Genomic DNA, 15,051 nt, shown 5'->3' on the forward strand with positions numbered 1-15,051 from the left:
GGGCGCCGGGGCGCCGATGCCGGGCAGGCCGAGCATGACGCCGGCCGGCTTGGCGGCCTCGGCCGCGTTGCGCTTCTCCCAGGCGTCGCCCGAGCGGGTCCGGCGCACCGCGGCCGGGGTGCCCTCGGCGAGCAGGTGGTGCGGGGCGGCGTAGGTGATCTCGACGGTCACCACGTCACCGGGCCGGACGTCCTGCTCCGGTTTGGTGAAGTGGACCAGGCGGTTGTCGGGGGCGCGGCCGGACAGCCGGTGGGTGGCGCCGTCCTTGCGGCCCTCGCCCTCGGCGACCATGACCTCCAGGGTGCGGCCGACCTGCTTCTTGTTCTCCTCCCAGGAGATGTCCTCCTGGAGGGCGGACAGGCGCATGTAGCGCTCCTGGACGACCTCCTTGGGGATCTGGCCCTCCATGTCGGCGGCGGGGGTGCCGGGCCGCTTGGAGTACTGGAAGGTGAAGGCGTTCGCGAAGCGCGCCTCGCGGACCGCGTGCATCGTCTGCTCGAAGTCCTCCTCGGTCTCGCCGGGGAAGCCGACGATGATGTCGGTGGAGATCGCGGCGTCGGGCATCGCGGCCCGGACCTTCTCGATGATCCCGAGGAAGCGTTCCTGCCGGTAGGAGCGGCGCATCGCCTTGAGGACCTTGTCCGAACCGGACTGCATCGGCATGTGCAGCTGCGGCATCACGTTCGGCGTCTCGGCCATGGCGGCGATGACGTCGTCGGTGAAGTCCCGCGGGTGCGGCGAGGTGAAGCGGACGCGCTCCAGGCCCTCGATGTTCCCGCAGGCGCGCAGCAGCTTGGAGAACGCCTCGCGGTCGCCGATGTCGGAGCCGTACGCGTTGACGTTCTGGCCGAGCAGGGTGATCTCGGAGACGCCCTCGGCGACCAGGGCCTCGATCTCGGCGAGGATGTCGCCGGTGCGGCGGTCCTTCTCCTTCCCGCGGAGGGCCGGGACGATGCAGAAGGTGCAGGTGTTGTTGCAGCCCACGGAGATGGAGACCCATGCCGCGTACGCGGACTCGCGGCGGGTGGGCAGCGTGGAGGGGAAGGCTTCCAGGGATTCGGCGATCTCGACCTGCGCCTCCTCCTGGACGCGGGCGCGCTCCAGCAGCACGGGCAGCTTGCCGATGTTGTGCGTGCCGAAGACCACATCGACCCAGGGCGCCCGCCGGACGATGGTGTCGCGGTCCTTCTGGGCGAGGCAGCCGCCGACGGCGATCTGCATGCCGGGGCGCTTGGTCTTCATCGGGGCGAGCCGGCCGAGGTTGCCGTAGAGCTTGTTGTCGGCGTTCTCGCGGACCGCGCAGGTGTTGAAGACGACGACGTCGGCGTCGCCGTCGGAGCCCTCGGGCGCGCGCACGTAACCGGCGTCCTCCAGGAGCCCCGACAAGCGCTCGGAGTCGTGGACGTTCATCTGGCACCCGTAGGTGCGCACCTCATAGCTTTTTCTGACGTCCACTGCTTCGCTCCGGTTGCCGCTGCTCATGTGACAAGGGTAGGTGGTGTCCGGGCTCGCTCCGTCTCGGGCGGGCGATCCGACGACGCCCCTGGCCACGGGCGGGAACGACCTGGCAGGATCGCCGCCATGCTCCCGGCCCTGTCCCGAATCGGCCGGCGTCGCTCCCTGCGGGCGGGCGCCGCCCTCGCCGTCGTGCTCGGGCTCCTGCTCTGGTGGCTGCTCCCGCTCGGCGACCCGGCGCCCACCGGCTCCCTGTCGTTCAGCACGGGGGTGCGCAGCGGTGTCTACCAGCGCTACGGGGAGCGGCTGAAGGGGGCCCTGGCCAAGGATCTGCCCGATGTGTCGATACATCTCCAGACGAGCGAGGGCTCGCAGCAGAACCTGGCCAGGGTCGCGGCGGGCAAGGCGGACTTCACCATCGCCACCACCGATGCCGTCGCCACCTATCTGCGCGCCCGCAAGCCCGGCTACCAGCGGCTGCGCGGCTGTGTCCGGCTGTACGACGACTACATACAGCTGGTCGTGAAGAGGGACTCGGACATCGACAGCGTGGCCGATCTGCGCGGCCGCAGGGTCGCGGTGGGGCAGTCGGGGTCGGGGGTCAAGCTGGTCGCGGACCGGCTGATGACGGCCGCCGGTCTCGATCCGGTCGACGACGTGACGCCGTTGCCGGTGGGCATCGACACGATGCCGGAGCTGCTGGAGGAGGGCGGGATCGACGCGTTCTTCTGGTCGGGCGGGCTGCCCACGACGGCGGTGGCCGATCTGTCGGACCGGTTCCCGATCCGGCTGGTCCCGCTGGAGGAGCCGCTGATCAAGGAGCTCCAGGCGGCGGGCGGTTCCACCCGCTACTACCGGTCGGCCGTGATGCCCGCCGACGCGTACCGCAACGCTCAGCAGGGTCAGGCCGTGCCCACGGTGGCGGTCGCCAATGTGCTGGTGACCACGGACCGCACGGACGCGGCGATGACCGAGGCGTTCACGCGGACCGTGATCGACAGCCGCGACCGCATCGGGCGCGAGGTGCACGCGGCACAGCTGGTGGACCTGCGGACGGCCATCTACACCGACCCGCTCCCGCTGCACGAAGGGGCGAAGCGCTACTACCGCTCGGTCAAGCCGTAGCGCACTCGTTCCTCAGCCCTTGGGGTCGTGGCGCGGCACGGAGACCGTCACGCTGAGCCCGGAGGGTTCCCTGCGCGCGTACGAGAGCGAGCCGCCGCCCGCCGCCAGGAGCGCCTGCGAGATGGAGAGGCCGAGGCCCGAGCCCTGGACGTTCTGGTGCTGGGAGCTGCGCCAGAAGCGGTCGCCGACGCGTTCCAGCTCTTGGTCGGTGAGGCCGGGGCCGCCGTCCGCGACGACCACCGTCACGTCCCGGCTTCCGGAGGCGACGGTGACGCGGACTTCCTCGTCGGCCGGCGTGAACTTCAGGGCGTTGTCGATGATGGCGTCGAGGGCGCTGGACAGGGCGATGGGGTCCGCCCAGGCGGTGACGGCGGGCGGCCCGTCGGCCCGGAGCCGTACGCCCCTCTCCTCGGCCACCGGCCGCCAGGACGCGACCCGCTCCGCGGTGAGGGCGCCGATGTCGGTGAGCCGGAGATCGCTCTCGGCGTGCTCGGCGAGCGCGAGGTCGAGGAGGTCGTCCAGGACCTGGCCGAGGCGGCGGCCCTCGGTGCGCACGGAGGCGATCTCCTCGTTGCCCTCCGGCAGTTCGAGGGCGAGCAGTTCGATGCGCAGGAGCAGGGCTGCCAGCGGGTTGCGCAACTGGTGGGAGGCGTCGGCGACGAAGGCGCGCTGCTGCTCCAGCACGTCCTCGACGTTGTCGGCCATCTCGTTGAACGAACGCGCCAGCCGCCTGAGTTCCGGTGGACCGCCGGACGCGGCGACGCGCGAGCGCATCCGGCCGCTGGCGATGTCGTGGGCCGCCGCGTCCAGGGTCTTGACGGGCAGCAGGACCCAGCCGGTGAGCCGGATCGCGGCGCCGACGGCGACCAGCATCGCGACCGCCTCGCCCACCGCGATCAGCAGCCAGCCGCGGATCATGTCGCCGCGCATCTGTCCGGTGGGCGAGTCGATGACGACGACGGCGATGACGTCCCCGTCGCGTACAACGGGCGAGGCGACGACCACCCGGCCGTTCTGCCAGGGCCAGACCTGGGGCGGGTCGTGGCTGCGGCGGCCGAGCAGCGCCTCGCTGAACGCGGCGCGCCCCTCCCCCTCGACGGGCAGCCGCCAGGCGTCCGGGGCCTTCGCCATGGCGGAGTCGTCGCGGTAGAAGACACCGGCGCGGATCCCGTACACCGAGTTGTACGTTTCCAGCTCCGTCTGGAGGGTACGGCGCCGTTCGTCGTAGCCGCGGGTGCGCTCGGTGATGAACTGGGCGAGGGCCGCGAAGCGTGCGGTGTCGTCGATGCGGTCGATCACGACGCGCTGCTGTTCGGCGGCGGCCACGCTGACGGCGAGCGGAAAGCCGAGGGCGAGCAGGACACTCGCCATCAGGATGATGAGCAGCGGGAGCAGCCGGGTACGCACCGGGGACGTACGCCTTTACGCGGACGGGGAGACGAGGCGGTAGCCGACCCCGCGCACCGTCTCGATCAGGGCGGGCAGCCGCAGCTTGGAACGGAGCGAGGCGACGTGCACCTCCAGCGTGCGGCCCGTTCCCTCCCAGCTGGTGCGCCACACCTCGCTGATGATCTGTTCGCGGCGGAAGACCACACCGGGCCGCTGGGCGAGCAGCGCGAGCAGGTCGAACTCCTTGCGGGTGAGCTGCACTTCCGTGCCGTCCACGCTGACCCGGCGGGTGGGCAGCTCGATGCTGACGTGCCCGAGGCGCAGCGCCGCGACGGGCGTGGACACGGTGTCCTCGTTGCTCGCCTTGCGCCGGCTGACGGCGTGGATGCGGGCCAGCAGCTCTCCGGTGTCGTAGGGCTTGGTCACGTAGTCGTCGGCGCCGAGGTTGAGTCCGTGGATGCGGGAGCGTACGTCGGCACGCGCGGTGACCATGATCACCGGCACGGAACTGCGCTTGCGGATCTTGCCGCACACCTCGTAGCCGTCCTGGTCGGGAAGGCCGAGGTCCAGGAGCACGACGCCGAAGGGCTCGGCGTCGGTGGGCAGGAGCGCCTGCAGGGCCTCGTCGCCGCTGCGGGCGTGGACCACCTGGAACCCGTGCCGGGCGAGGATCGCGGACAGGGCGGCGGCGACGTGGTTGTCGTCCTCGACGAGCAGCAGTCTCATGGCCCCCCTCTGGCAGCGGCGTGTGGTCGTTGATCGGTGGTCGGTCCGAACGATCATGTGCGCCCCCGGTAACTTCCCCGTTCCGGGGTGTTTCACGTAGGGGTGTACCAGGGAATCCACGCCGATGCGCGGTGGACAGTCAAGGCCCTGCCCGTTGTATCCGGGTTTCCGTTATGCACCCGGTACGGCCGGTACGACCGGCGTGACGTCCCGTTCACGCGGAGTGTCCGGTTGCCGCCGGATCGTTATGCTCAATTTCCGCTCAGATGTAATGACGTTCGTAGCACTGCGTCACTAGGGTCCTTCCCAACCGAGGAGGACGGAGCAAGAAGCCGATGAGCGGAGTTTCAGTGACCAAGGGCGCCGAGGACGCTGCACCCGCGCCCGCCGGCGATCTGGTTGTGCTGAGCAACGTCAACAAGCACTTCGGCGCGCTGCATGTGCTCCAGGACATCGACCTGACGATCGCCCGCGGCGAGGTCGTGGTCGTCATCGGGCCGTCCGGGTCCGGTAAGTCCACGCTGTGCCGCACGATCAACCGCTTGGAGACGATCGACTCGGGCGCGATCACGATCGACGGGAAGCCGCTGCCCGCGGAGGGCAAGGAGCTGGCGCGGCTGCGTGCCGACGTCGGCATGGTCTTCCAGTCGTTCAACCTCTTCGCCCACAAGACGGTCCTCGAGAACGTGATGCTCGGCCAGCTGAAGGTCCGCAAGACGGACAAGAAGGCTGCCGAGGACAAGGCGCGTTCGCTGCTCGACCGGGTGGGCGTCGGGACCCAGGCCGACAAGTACCCGTCCCAGCTCTCCGGCGGCCAGCAGCAGCGCGTCGCGATCGCCCGGGCCCTGGCGATGGACCCGAAGGTCATGCTCTTCGACGAGCCGACCTCCGCGCTCGACCCGGAGATGATCAACGAGGTGCTGGAGGTCATGCAGCAGCTCGCCCGCGAGGGCATGACCATGGTCGTCGTCACCCACGAGATGGGCTTCGCGCGCTCCGCGGCCAACCGGGTCGTCTTCATGGCGGACGGGAAGATCGTCGAAGAGGCCACGCCCGACCAGTTCTTCAGCAACCCGCGCAGTGACCGGGCGAAGGACTTCCTGTCGAAGATCCTTCACCACTGACGGAGCCCCGCCGTACCGGCTCCCGTATCCGCTGATCACTCACTTCGCGTCAACTCTAGGGAATCCCACCATGCAGCTTCGTAAGGTCACCGCCGCCTCGGCCGCCGTGCTCGCCCTCGCCCTCACCGCCACCGCCTGTGGTTCCGACGACAAGGACGACTCGGCCGGTTCGGGTGGCGGCAAGAAGATCACCATCGGCATCAAGATCGACCAGCCGGGTATCGGCCTGAAGACCCCGGACGGCAAGTTCACCGGCTTCGACGTCGACGTCGCCACGTACGTCGCCAAGGAGCTCGGCTACGACGCCGAGAACATCGAGTTCAAGGAGACGAAGAGCGCCGACCGCGAGACGGCGATCTCGCGCGGTGACGTCAAGTTCATCGTCGCCTCCTACTCGATCACCGACGAGCGCCTGCAGAAGGTCGACTTCGCCGGTCCGTACCTGCTGGCCCACCAGGACATCCTGGTCCGCGCGGACGACGACTCGTTCAAGAAGCCCGAGGACCTGAACAACAAGAAGCTCTGCTCGGTCGCCGGTTCGACCTCCGCGCAGAACGTCCACGACAAGCTGGCCCCGAAGGCGCAGCTGCTGGAGTACGGCGGCTACTCCGAGTGCCTGACCGGCCTCGAGAACAAGGCCGTCGACGCGCTGACCACGGACGACAGCATCCTGGCCGGCTACGCCTCGCAGGACGCCAACAAGGGCAAGTTCAAGCTGGCCGGCTTCAAGATGACCAACGAGAACTACGGCATCGGCCTGAAGAAGGGCGACGCCGACCTCAAGAAGAAGATCAACGACGCGCTGACCAAGATGGTCAAGGACGGTTCCTGGGACAAGGCGGTCGAGACCAACTTCGGTCCGGCCGGCTACAAGAACGAGGCCGCCCCGAAGATCGGCAACGTCGTCAAGTGAAGCAGGGCTGACCGGGCGCGCCGCCGCTGACCGGCGGCGCGCCGCGCCCTCCTACACGTGGAAGCACGGGAGATCGTGTTCGACTTTCTTGATGGTTATGACCTGTTGGGGGCCTTCTGGGTCACGGTGAAGCTCACCGTGTTCTCCGCCCTCGGCTCCCTCATATGGGGAACGCTGCTGGCCGGCATGAGGGTCAGCCCGGTCCCCCTGATGCGCGGTTTCGCGACCGTCTATGTGAACGTGATCCGGAACATTCCGCTGACCGTGATCATCGTCTTCGCCTCGCTGGGCCTCTTCCAGACCCTGCAGATCACGCTCGGAGGCGGTGGCGACTTCACGGCCATCAACTTCCGGCTCGCGGTGCTCGCCTTCACCGCCTACACCGCGTCGTTCGTGTGCGAGGCCCTCCGTTCGGGCATCAACACGGTGCCGGTCGGCCAGGCGGAGGCGGCCCGGGCGCTCGGGCTCAGCTTCACTCAGGTGCTGCGGCTGATCGTGCTCCCGCAGGCCTTCCGTTCGGTGGTCAACCCGCTGTCCAACGTGCTCATCGCGCTGACGAAGAACACCACCGTCGCGGCGGCGATCGGGGTCGCGGAAGCCTCGTACCTGATGAAGGAAATGGTCGAGAACGAGGCCCAGCTGCTGCTGATCTCCGGCGTGTTCGTCCTCGGCTTCATCATCCTGACCCTCCCGACCGGCCTCATTCTCGGCTGGGTCGCCAAGAAGGTGGCGGTGAAGCGATGAGCTCCGTCCTGTACGACGCCCAGGGGCCCCGCGCCAAGCGGCGCAACATCCTGTACACCGTCCTCTTCCTGCTGGCCGCCGCGGCGGTGGTGTGGTGGGTGTACGACGGCCTCGCCGAGAAGCACCAGCTCGACTGGGCCAAGTGGAAGCCGTTCTTCGTCGGCACCCAGGCGTGGGAGACGTACATCTGGCCGGGCTTCCAGAACACGATCAAGGCGGCGTTCTACGCGCTGCTCATCGCGCTGCCGCTGGGCGCGCTCTTCGGTATCGGACGGCTCTCGGACCACCGCTGGGTGCGCGTTCCGGGTGGGGCGGTCGTGGAGTTCTTCCGCGCCATTCCCGTGCTGCTCCTGATGATCATCGCCAACGCCATGTACTCCGAGTACACCGACCTCGAACCGGACACGCGTCTGCTGTACGCCGTGGTGACGGGCCTGGTGCTCTACAACGCCTCGGTGCTCGCCGAGATCGTGCGGGCCGGCATCCTGACGCTGCCGCGCGGCCAGACGGACGCGGCCAAGGCGATCGGTATGCGCAAGGGTCAGACGATGATCTTCGTGCTGCTGCCGCAGGCGGTCACCGCGATGCTGCCGGCCATCGTCAGCCAGCTCGTGGTGATCGTGAAGGACACCGCTCTCGGTGGCGCCGTGCTGAGCTACCCGGAGCTGCTGGCCTCGGTACGGCCGATGTCCGCGAACTACGGTTCGAACACCATCGCCTGCTTCACGATCGTCGCGGTGGTCTACCTCGCCCTGAACTTCGCCCTGACGTCCTTCGCGAGCTGGCTGGAGCGGTGGCTCCGGCGCGGCAAGAAGAGCACGGGCGCGGTCGTGGGCACCGGCCCGGGGGGCGAACTGGAGACGATCGGTGCGCCGTCGCTCAACATGGACGACGGAAGCGCCGCCTGACGGCTCGTCGTACGACGCCCGCGAGGGGCGGTGGCGCACCTGCCACCGCCCCTCGCCGCGTTCCGCCGTCGCTTGACGCAAGCACCGGCAGTAGGTTGCATACGTTCTGTGATCGCGCACCGAGTCCCCGACGCCGCAGCACCTCCTTCGACGCCCGCGCACCTTCCGTTCCGTTCCACCGGACCCCTTCGTTCCGCTGCGCTTCCGACGGGGGACGCACCGTGGACCCGGTGATCGTCGTCGGTGCCGGGCCGGTCGGTCTGGCGCTCTCGCTCGCCCTCGCAGCGCAGGGCGTGCCGTCCGTGCTGCTCGACGAGGACCCCGAAAGCGACGAGACCCGCCCCGCCCGTACGGTCGTGCTGCGCGAGGAGACCGCGGCCTTTCTGGAGCGGCTGGGCTGCAAGGCGCTGCGGGACGAGGGACTCCGCTGGTCCGGCTGGCGTTCGGTGCGGCGCAGGCAGCTGGTGCGCGAGCTGCCGCTCGGCGAGGACCCGGTCCCGGGCAGCGGTGTGCCCGCCGCCCCCGTGCACGTACCGCAGCACGCGCTCGTCCGGGGCCTGCGGGACGCGGTGGCCGCACAGGAGCTGGTGCGGACCGCCGGGCCCAGCCGGATCGACACGCTGGAGCAGGACCCGGCCGGGGTCACCGTGCACACCAGGGAGCCCGGATCGACCTGGTGGCGAGGGAGTTACCTGGTCGGCTGCGACGGGGCCCGGTCCACCGTGCGCAAACTCCTCGACATCCGGTTTCCCGGGCGTACGGCGGTGGAACGGCACGCCGTGGCCGCACTGCGCGCCGAGCTGCCCCGGCCCGGTGAGGCCGTGCTGCACCGGTCGCCGCCCTGGCGCACCGGCGGCGCCGAAGTCACGGCGCGCCCGCTGCCCGACGACGTATGGCGGCTGGACTGGCTGCTGCCCGCGCGCGGCGAACTGGTCACGCCGGACGCGCTCGTCACCCGGGTCCGGGACACCCTGGCCGGCTGGTGCGGCGAGACACCCCCGTACGAGCTGCTGGACACCGGGGTCTACACGCTGCACCACCGGCTGGCCCGACGGTGGCGGGTGAAGCGGTCCTTCCTGGCCGGGGACGCCGCCCATCTGCTGGGTGCCCTGGGGACCCAGGGGCTCGACGAAGGGCTGCGGGACGCCGAGAACCTGGCCTGGAAGCTGGCTCTGGCCTGGCATCACGGGGCGTCCGACGCGCTCCTCGACAGCTACCAGGCCGAGCGCCGGGCCGCCGTCGCCGCGCGGCTGCGGGCCGCCGACCAGTCGCTGCCGATACTGCGGGGCGGCGGAGGTCTGCGGACGCTCGTGCCGGGGAGCGCACGGGGGCACGACACCCTGCTGATGGACGGGCATCTGGGCTGCGGCCCCCTCGGTGCGCCCCCCTCCTACGCCTTGTCCCCCCTTGCGCCCGCGCGCACCGAGGCGCACACCTCGGTGGGCACGCCCCCCGGTGCGCCGGTGGCCGATGTGCGGGTCACGGCGCCCGACGGCACCCCGGTACGGCTGCGCGAACGGCTGGGGCAGGAGCGGCTCCTCGTGGTGCTGGTGGCGCCCGGGACCGGAGTATGGGACCGGCGCCACTGGATGCGCGCCGGAGTGATGCCCCGGCTGGCGGAGGCGGTCGCGGCGCTGCCGGTGAAGGCCGAACTGCTGGTGGCCGAGAGCTATCCGGGGGCCTCCGCGCACACGGTCCTGCTGGTCAGGCCGGACGGGCATCTCGTGGAGGCGTTCGGCGGGGTGCGACCGGCCGAGTTGTTCGCGGCGGCGGACGCGGTGCGCGGCGGCGCGGCCCGGACGTCGGTGCGTGCCGACAGGACCGCGGACGTCAATTGACCCTCACGGGCGCGCATGGTCTACTCCCGGTCATGACCGACACCGATGTGCGCCTGTGGCGGAGGGTCCATATGGACCTGCTCCGCTATGCGGGCTGCGTGTGTCGCCCGTCCTGCTGAATCGCCTTCACCTGCCTTCGCCGCGCGCTGTGCCGTACGGCGGGGCGTCCGCGCGAACTCCCAGGACGGTCTCCGTGTCTGCCTCTCCCTCCCCCGCTGTCCCCGTGCCCACGCGCACGTCCGCTCCGGCTCCGACCGCCGCGGAACTGCTCGACTTCGTCCGCCGCACCGCCGAGGACACCGCACTCATCACCTCCCTTCCGCTCGACCCCGAGGGCCGGACCTGGATCCGGCTCGACGGCCCCGGTGGCAGCGAGGCGTGGCTGATCGGCTGGCCTCCGGGCACCGGCACCGGCTGGCACGATCACGCCGACTCGATCGGCGCCTTCCTCACCGCGGCCGGCACGCTCAGGGAACACTCCCTCGCGGCCCGGCTGCCCACCGAAGGCTGGAAGACCCTGGAACTGACCGGGGACATCGACCGCACCCGGGAACTGACCCCCGGCCGGGGCAGGGCCTTCGGCCGCCATCACGTCCACGAGGTGCTGAACGAGTCCCCCACGGAGCACGCCGTCTCCGTGCACGCGTACTACCCGCCGCTGCCGCGCATCCGCCGCTACAGCCGCACCGGCGCGGTGCTGCGCCTGGAGCAGACCGAGGGACCGGAGGACTGGCAGTGACATCCTCCCCGCCCTGAGGAAGGGCGGGGATTCCTGGTTCACGTTGGCCGGGGACCTGCGGTCCGTCGGCTCTTCACGCAGCCGGAAGGTGTACCGGGCAAGCCCGGAACCCCGCCCAGCCACCGCTGTCGCCGCCATGATCCGCAACCTCACAGCCCCCACTGACAACGGAAGAAAGTACAGGTCACCACCGATGCGCAGCGAACTCCGCCGCTTCGCGGCTCCACCCCGAGAACCCCTCCCTCCCCGCCCCGGAGAACGAGGCACCCCGGGAGGATCAAGGTGAGCGACGAGGCCCTAGGGATCGACGAGTTGCTGGAGCGGGTCAGGGCCGGTTACGAACGGCTCGGCCCGCGGGAAGCCTGGGCGGCGGCCTCCGAGGGCGCCCTGCTCGTGGACATCCGCTACGCGGAGCTGCGCGAGCGGGACGGGCTGATCCCGGGGGCGCTGGTCATCGAGCGCAACGAACTGGAATGGCGGCTGGACCCGCGGGGAAGCCACCGGGTCCCGCAGGCGGTGGACCACGGCCTGCGGGTGGTGGTGATCTGCAACGAGGGTTACGCGTCGAGCCTGGCGGCCGAGTCGCTGCACCGGCTCGGCCTGTACCGGGCGACCGACCTGGCGGGCGGTTTCCAGGCGTGGCGCGCGGCGGGCCTCCCCGTCGAGACGTGAGACGAGGGGGCGGCCCGCCAGGGCCACCCCCTCATGTCCCCCTCGTCACCGGCCCGCGGCCGCCTCCACCGGACGGGTCCGCAGCGCGAACCGGCCGGGCAGTGCCGTCGCCACCAGCGCGAGCAGTGCGGCGGCACCGACCACCGTCCCGTACACCAGGGGCAGGACGCCGGGCGCCGCGCTCCCCGTCATGCCGATGCTGAACGCCGTCAGTACGGCGAGCGCGATACCGGTGCCGAGAGCCGCGGAGATCACCAGGACCGACAGGGTCTCGGTGCGGAGCATCCGCAGCACCTGACGGCGGGTGGCGCCGGCGAGGCGCAGGAGCGCGAACTCCCTGAAGCGTTCCGACACCGACATGGCCAGCGTGTTGACGACGGCGATCGCGGTGAAGGCGAGGACCAGTCCCATGGCGAGGAGGTTGACCTCGGCGTTCTCCTGGCCCCGGTCGGCCTGGAGCCGGTCGGCGACGGCAGGGGCGACGACCTCGACGCCGGGGAACCGCTTCAGGACGGCCGACAGGGCGGCCCCGGACGCGTCCCCGGCCACCAGGACGGTCGCGGCGAGCGGGTTGTCCATGTGCCGCGCGAGCAGGTCGTGCGGCAGGGTGAGGTCCCCGAAGCCGAGGTTCCGGTGGTAGACGGCGGCGACGATGAGCGTGGTGGGGGTGCCGTCCCCGAGGTGGAGGACGAGTTCGCTGCCGACGCGCAGCCCGAGCCGGTCGGCGGCCAGTTCACTGATCGCGGCGGCCCGCCCGTTCGCGGCGAACGCGGCGAGGGAACCACTCGTCACGCCCGGGTCCCAGGTACGGGTGAGCCCCGTCCCGGTGACGCCCTGTGCGGTGTACTTCTCCAGTCCCACCCGCACGGTGGTCCGTACGACCTCCGTGGCTGCGGTGACGCCGGGCGTCGCGCGGACCGCCTTCGCCGCCTCCGACGGAACGCCCGGCCCGTGGGCGCCGAGCACCCAGGTGGCGCGGGTGCCCTCCCTGGCCTGGGCGCGCGCGGCGTCGCCGACGGTCGGCTGGAGGAAGAGGACCGTGCAGGTCATGCCGATGAGCAGGGTGAGCGGGGTGACGACGGAGGCCATCCGGGTGGAGTTGCCCCGGACGTTCGCGGTGGCCAGGGTGCTCATCGGGCCCGTCCGTCGGAGCACACCCGCCACCAGGAAGGCGGCGGCCCGTACGAGCAGGGGCCCCAGCAGCGAGACCGCCGTGGCCAGCACCACCACGGCCAGGAAGGTCACCGGGGTCGAGGCGGCCTCGGTGCGCAGCACGCTCAGGACACCGACCAGCGCACCGCCGCCGGCGAGCAGGAGCAGCCCCGCGAGGACGCGTCCCCGGGCCGGGCCGCGCCGCTCGACCGCGGACTCGGCCATCGCCTCCGCCGGACGCAGACCGGCGATCCTGCGGCCGGAGATGCGGGCGGCGGCCCAGGCGCCGAGGAGGGTGACGGCCACGGCGGCGCAGGCGGGGAGGACCCCGGCCGTACGTTCCAGGGTCGGCGGGATCACGCCCATCCCGGTGAACCGGCCGTGCAGCCACGCGGCGAGCGGCAGCCCGGCGAACGCGCCCAGGACTCCGGCGAAGGCCCCGACGACCAGGGCCTCCCGGCCCAGCAGCCGGCGTACCTGCCGCGAGGTGGCGGCGATGGTACGAAGCAGGGCCAGTTCGCGGTGGCGCTGCTGAATGGAGAGGGCGAACGTCCCGACGACGACGAGCACCGCGACCAGCAGTGAGGTGCCGCCCATGGCTCCGCCCATCGAGACCAGCTTGACGCGGGCCCCCGCCGCGTCGAGGAATTCGACCGGCCCGCGCCCGTCGCCCGTCGCCACCTGGGCGTGGGTGCCCTTGAGGGCCGCCGAGACCTGCTCCTTCAGCACGCCGGTGCCGGGCGCGGGCAGGACACCGATCGCGCTGACCCGGCCCGCGCGGTCAGCGAGCCGCCGGGCCTCCGCGTCGGAGAAGAACAGCGAGCGCTGCTGCCGGAGTGCGCCCCGCCCCTGGGGCGCCGCGATGCCGCTGATCCGGTACGTGCGAGGGGCGCGGGTCGACTGCACGGTGATCCGGTCCCCGGTCGTGAGGCCCGCCCGTACGGCGAGGGTCCGGTCGATCACGACGTCGCCGGGGGCCGCCGGGGCACGGCCGGCGGTCAGCGCGAAGGGCGTCAGCGGGGCGGACGACCAGGCGTGCCCGTGGAAGGGGACGCCGTCGTCCGCTGCGTGGGCGGGGAGTCCGAGCGGCTGGGCGAGGAAGGTCAGTTCGGGGACGACCGCGCGGACACCCGGCAGGTGGCGCAGCCGGTCGGCAGTGGCGGCGGGGAGCCAGGCGCGTTCGGCGACGGGCTTCGCCTTGTGCTTGGTCTTCGTCTTCCCGTTGCCCTTGTGCTTGACGGTCGTGCGGTGGACGTTCTGGTCGGCCGAGACGATCAGCGGGGCGGCCGCGTACCGCTCGGTGGCGATCCGGCCGCGCAGGCCGGTCTCCAGCAGGGTGCCGCAGGCGGTGACGAGTGCGGCAGCACACATGAGGGCGAGGAAGGCCCCGAGGAATCCCGCCTTGCGGTGCCGGATCGTCCGCAGGGCATAGCGCAGCATCATGAGGCGTCCGTCTCTGGTCGGCCGGTGAAGGGGGGCCGGCTCGCGCGGTCCGGAGCGGTGGCCGGATCGGGGGCCGGGAAGGCGAGCAGCCGGGTGTGAACCGTCCGGGCACCCGGTGCGGTGTCGGCGCCTGGGCGCCGGTAGCGGTTCATCAGGGCGATGTACTCCTCGAAGAACGCACGGAGTTCGGGGAGCGTGAGGCTCAACGCGCCCCGTGAGTACGCGAAGGCGTCGGCCCATTCGTCCGGCGCGGCGTCGGCGCTCTCGCGCTGGAGCCGTTCGAAGAGGGCGAGGTCGGCGGCGTACGCGTGGCGGTTCAGCTCGTCGATGACGAGGCTCAGTTCGGGCGTCCGCCGGGACGGCGGCGGAAAGCGCCGGTCCCCGGGGACGGCCCGCCACCACCTGCCCCGACGCCCGGCCGGCTCCTGCGGCACGGTGTCCGTCACGAAGCCGTACCGGGCCAGTTCACGCAGGTGGTAGCTGGTCGCCCCGGTGTTCAGCCCCAGCGCGCGGGCAAGGATCGCCGAGGTCGCGGGGCCGTGCAGGGTGAGGTGCTGAAGGATCTGCTGACGTCGCGGCTGGGCGAGCGCCTTCAGGGCGGCCAACTCCGTGATCTCGGTACCACCGGGCTTCTCTGGCATGCGTCACACAATGCTCTGTGCACAGATACCTGTGCACTGGAGCAACCCGGCGTCTCCGCAGGGGGGTTGTCCCCCCTCCGGACGCGCCACCTCGCCGGGGGCGGCGCCGCTCACCGCCCCACGCCGCCACCGCGCCCGCGCTCCCGCCGGCCGCACCACGCCAGGCCGCACGGCGCTCGTAC

The 15,051-nt window shown here is 71.4% G+C and carries 14 protein-coding genes; 9 read left to right on the forward strand and 5 right to left on the reverse strand.

The features are described 5' to 3' along the window. A partial coding sequence (gene miaB, locus G3I41_RS31880; protein WP_203601944.1) for a tRNA (N6-isopentenyl adenosine(37)-C2)-methylthiotransferase MiaB occupies positions 1-1,482 on the reverse strand: 1,482 nt, incomplete at its 3' end. A 99-nt stretch (positions 1,483-1,581) separates the two neighbouring features. On the opposite strand from miaB, the gene G3I41_RS31885 reads away from it, so the two are divergent. Next, positions 1,582-2,580 (forward strand): TAXI family TRAP transporter solute-binding subunit, encoded by a 999-nt coding sequence (locus tag G3I41_RS31885; RefSeq protein WP_164404012.1) that lies wholly within the window; start codon positions 1,582-1,584, stop codon positions 2,578-2,580. A gap of 12 nt (positions 2,581-2,592) precedes the next feature. Here the strand turns inward: G3I41_RS31885 and G3I41_RS31890 are convergent, their stop codons facing one another. Both G3I41_RS31890 and G3I41_RS31895 read right to left on the reverse strand, forming a co-directional pair. Further along, positions 2,593-3,987 carry a HAMP domain-containing sensor histidine kinase gene (locus tag G3I41_RS31890; RefSeq protein ID WP_164404013.1) on the reverse strand — a complete coding sequence of 465 codons (1,395 nt, stop codon included), beginning with the start codon at positions 3,985-3,987 and terminating at the stop codon, positions 2,593-2,595. Positions 3,988-4,002: 15 nt separating this feature from the next. Beyond that, the gene (locus tag G3I41_RS31895) at positions 4,003-4,695 is read right to left on the reverse strand and encodes a response regulator transcription factor (RefSeq protein ID WP_164404014.1); all 693 of its coding nucleotides are present in this window, start codon (positions 4,693-4,695) and stop codon (positions 4,003-4,005) included. A 335-nt stretch (positions 4,696-5,030) separates the two neighbouring features. Between G3I41_RS31895 and G3I41_RS31900 the strand changes: the two genes are divergently transcribed. The 8 genes from G3I41_RS31900 to G3I41_RS31930 all read left to right on the forward strand — a co-directional run bounded on the left by G3I41_RS31900 (position 5,031) and on the right by G3I41_RS31930 (position 11,633). Continuing rightward, positions 5,031-5,819: an amino acid ABC transporter ATP-binding protein gene (locus G3I41_RS31900; RefSeq protein ID WP_026171813.1), complete on the forward strand. Its 789-nt coding sequence runs from the start codon at positions 5,031-5,033 to the stop codon at positions 5,817-5,819. A gap of 70 nt (positions 5,820-5,889) precedes the next feature. Further along, positions 5,890-6,732, forward strand: coding sequence for a glutamate ABC transporter substrate-binding protein (locus G3I41_RS31905; RefSeq protein WP_164404015.1), 843 nt, complete (start codon positions 5,890-5,892; stop codon positions 6,730-6,732). Between the two features lie 75 nt (positions 6,733-6,807). Then, on the forward strand, positions 6,808-7,476 hold the full coding sequence (locus G3I41_RS31910) for an amino acid ABC transporter permease (RefSeq protein WP_164404023.1): 669 nt from the start codon (positions 6,808-6,810) through the stop codon (positions 7,474-7,476). Continuing rightward, complete coding sequence (locus tag G3I41_RS31915; RefSeq protein WP_164404016.1) at positions 7,473-8,384, forward strand: amino acid ABC transporter permease; 912 nt, start codon at positions 7,473-7,475, stop codon at positions 8,382-8,384. The genes G3I41_RS31910 and G3I41_RS31915 overlap by 4 nt, the downstream gene beginning before the upstream one ends. A 221-nt stretch (positions 8,385-8,605) precedes the next feature. Further along, entirely contained in the window at positions 8,606-10,222 is a 1,617-nt protein-coding gene (locus G3I41_RS31920; RefSeq protein WP_164404017.1) for an FAD-dependent monooxygenase, read from the forward strand. A 32-nt stretch (positions 10,223-10,254) separates the two neighbouring features. After that, positions 10,255-10,341 carry a putative leader peptide gene (locus G3I41_RS37735; protein WP_311307652.1) on the forward strand — a complete coding sequence of 29 codons (87 nt, stop codon included), beginning with the start codon at positions 10,255-10,257 and terminating at the stop codon, positions 10,339-10,341. A 104-nt stretch (positions 10,342-10,445) separates the two neighbouring features. Continuing rightward, positions 10,446-10,961 carry a cysteine dioxygenase gene (locus tag G3I41_RS31925; RefSeq protein ID WP_164404018.1) on the forward strand — a complete coding sequence of 172 codons (516 nt, stop codon included), beginning with the start codon at positions 10,446-10,448 and terminating at the stop codon, positions 10,959-10,961. Between the two features lie 282 nt (positions 10,962-11,243). After that, positions 11,244-11,633 (forward strand): rhodanese-like domain-containing protein, encoded by a 390-nt coding sequence (locus tag G3I41_RS31930; protein ID WP_164404019.1) that lies wholly within the window; start codon positions 11,244-11,246, stop codon positions 11,631-11,633. Between the two features lie 45 nt (positions 11,634-11,678). Here G3I41_RS31930 and G3I41_RS31935 read toward each other — a convergent pair whose 3' ends face one another. Both G3I41_RS31935 and G3I41_RS31940 read right to left on the reverse strand, forming a co-directional pair. Beyond that, positions 11,679-14,228 (reverse strand): ABC transporter permease, encoded by a 2,550-nt coding sequence (locus G3I41_RS31935; protein ID WP_164404020.1) that lies wholly within the window; start codon positions 14,226-14,228, stop codon positions 11,679-11,681. Beyond that, on the reverse strand, positions 14,225-14,869 hold the full coding sequence (locus G3I41_RS31940; RefSeq protein WP_164404021.1) for a helix-turn-helix domain-containing protein: 645 nt from the start codon (positions 14,867-14,869) through the stop codon (positions 14,225-14,227). The genes G3I41_RS31935 and G3I41_RS31940 overlap by 4 nt, the downstream gene beginning before the upstream one ends. Positions 14,870-15,051 lie beyond the last annotated feature (182 nt).

It is taken from the genome of Streptomyces sp. SID9727 (genome assembly GCF_010550605.1).
Taxonomy (GTDB): Bacteria; Actinomycetota; Actinomycetes; order Streptomycetales; family Streptomycetaceae; genus Streptomyces.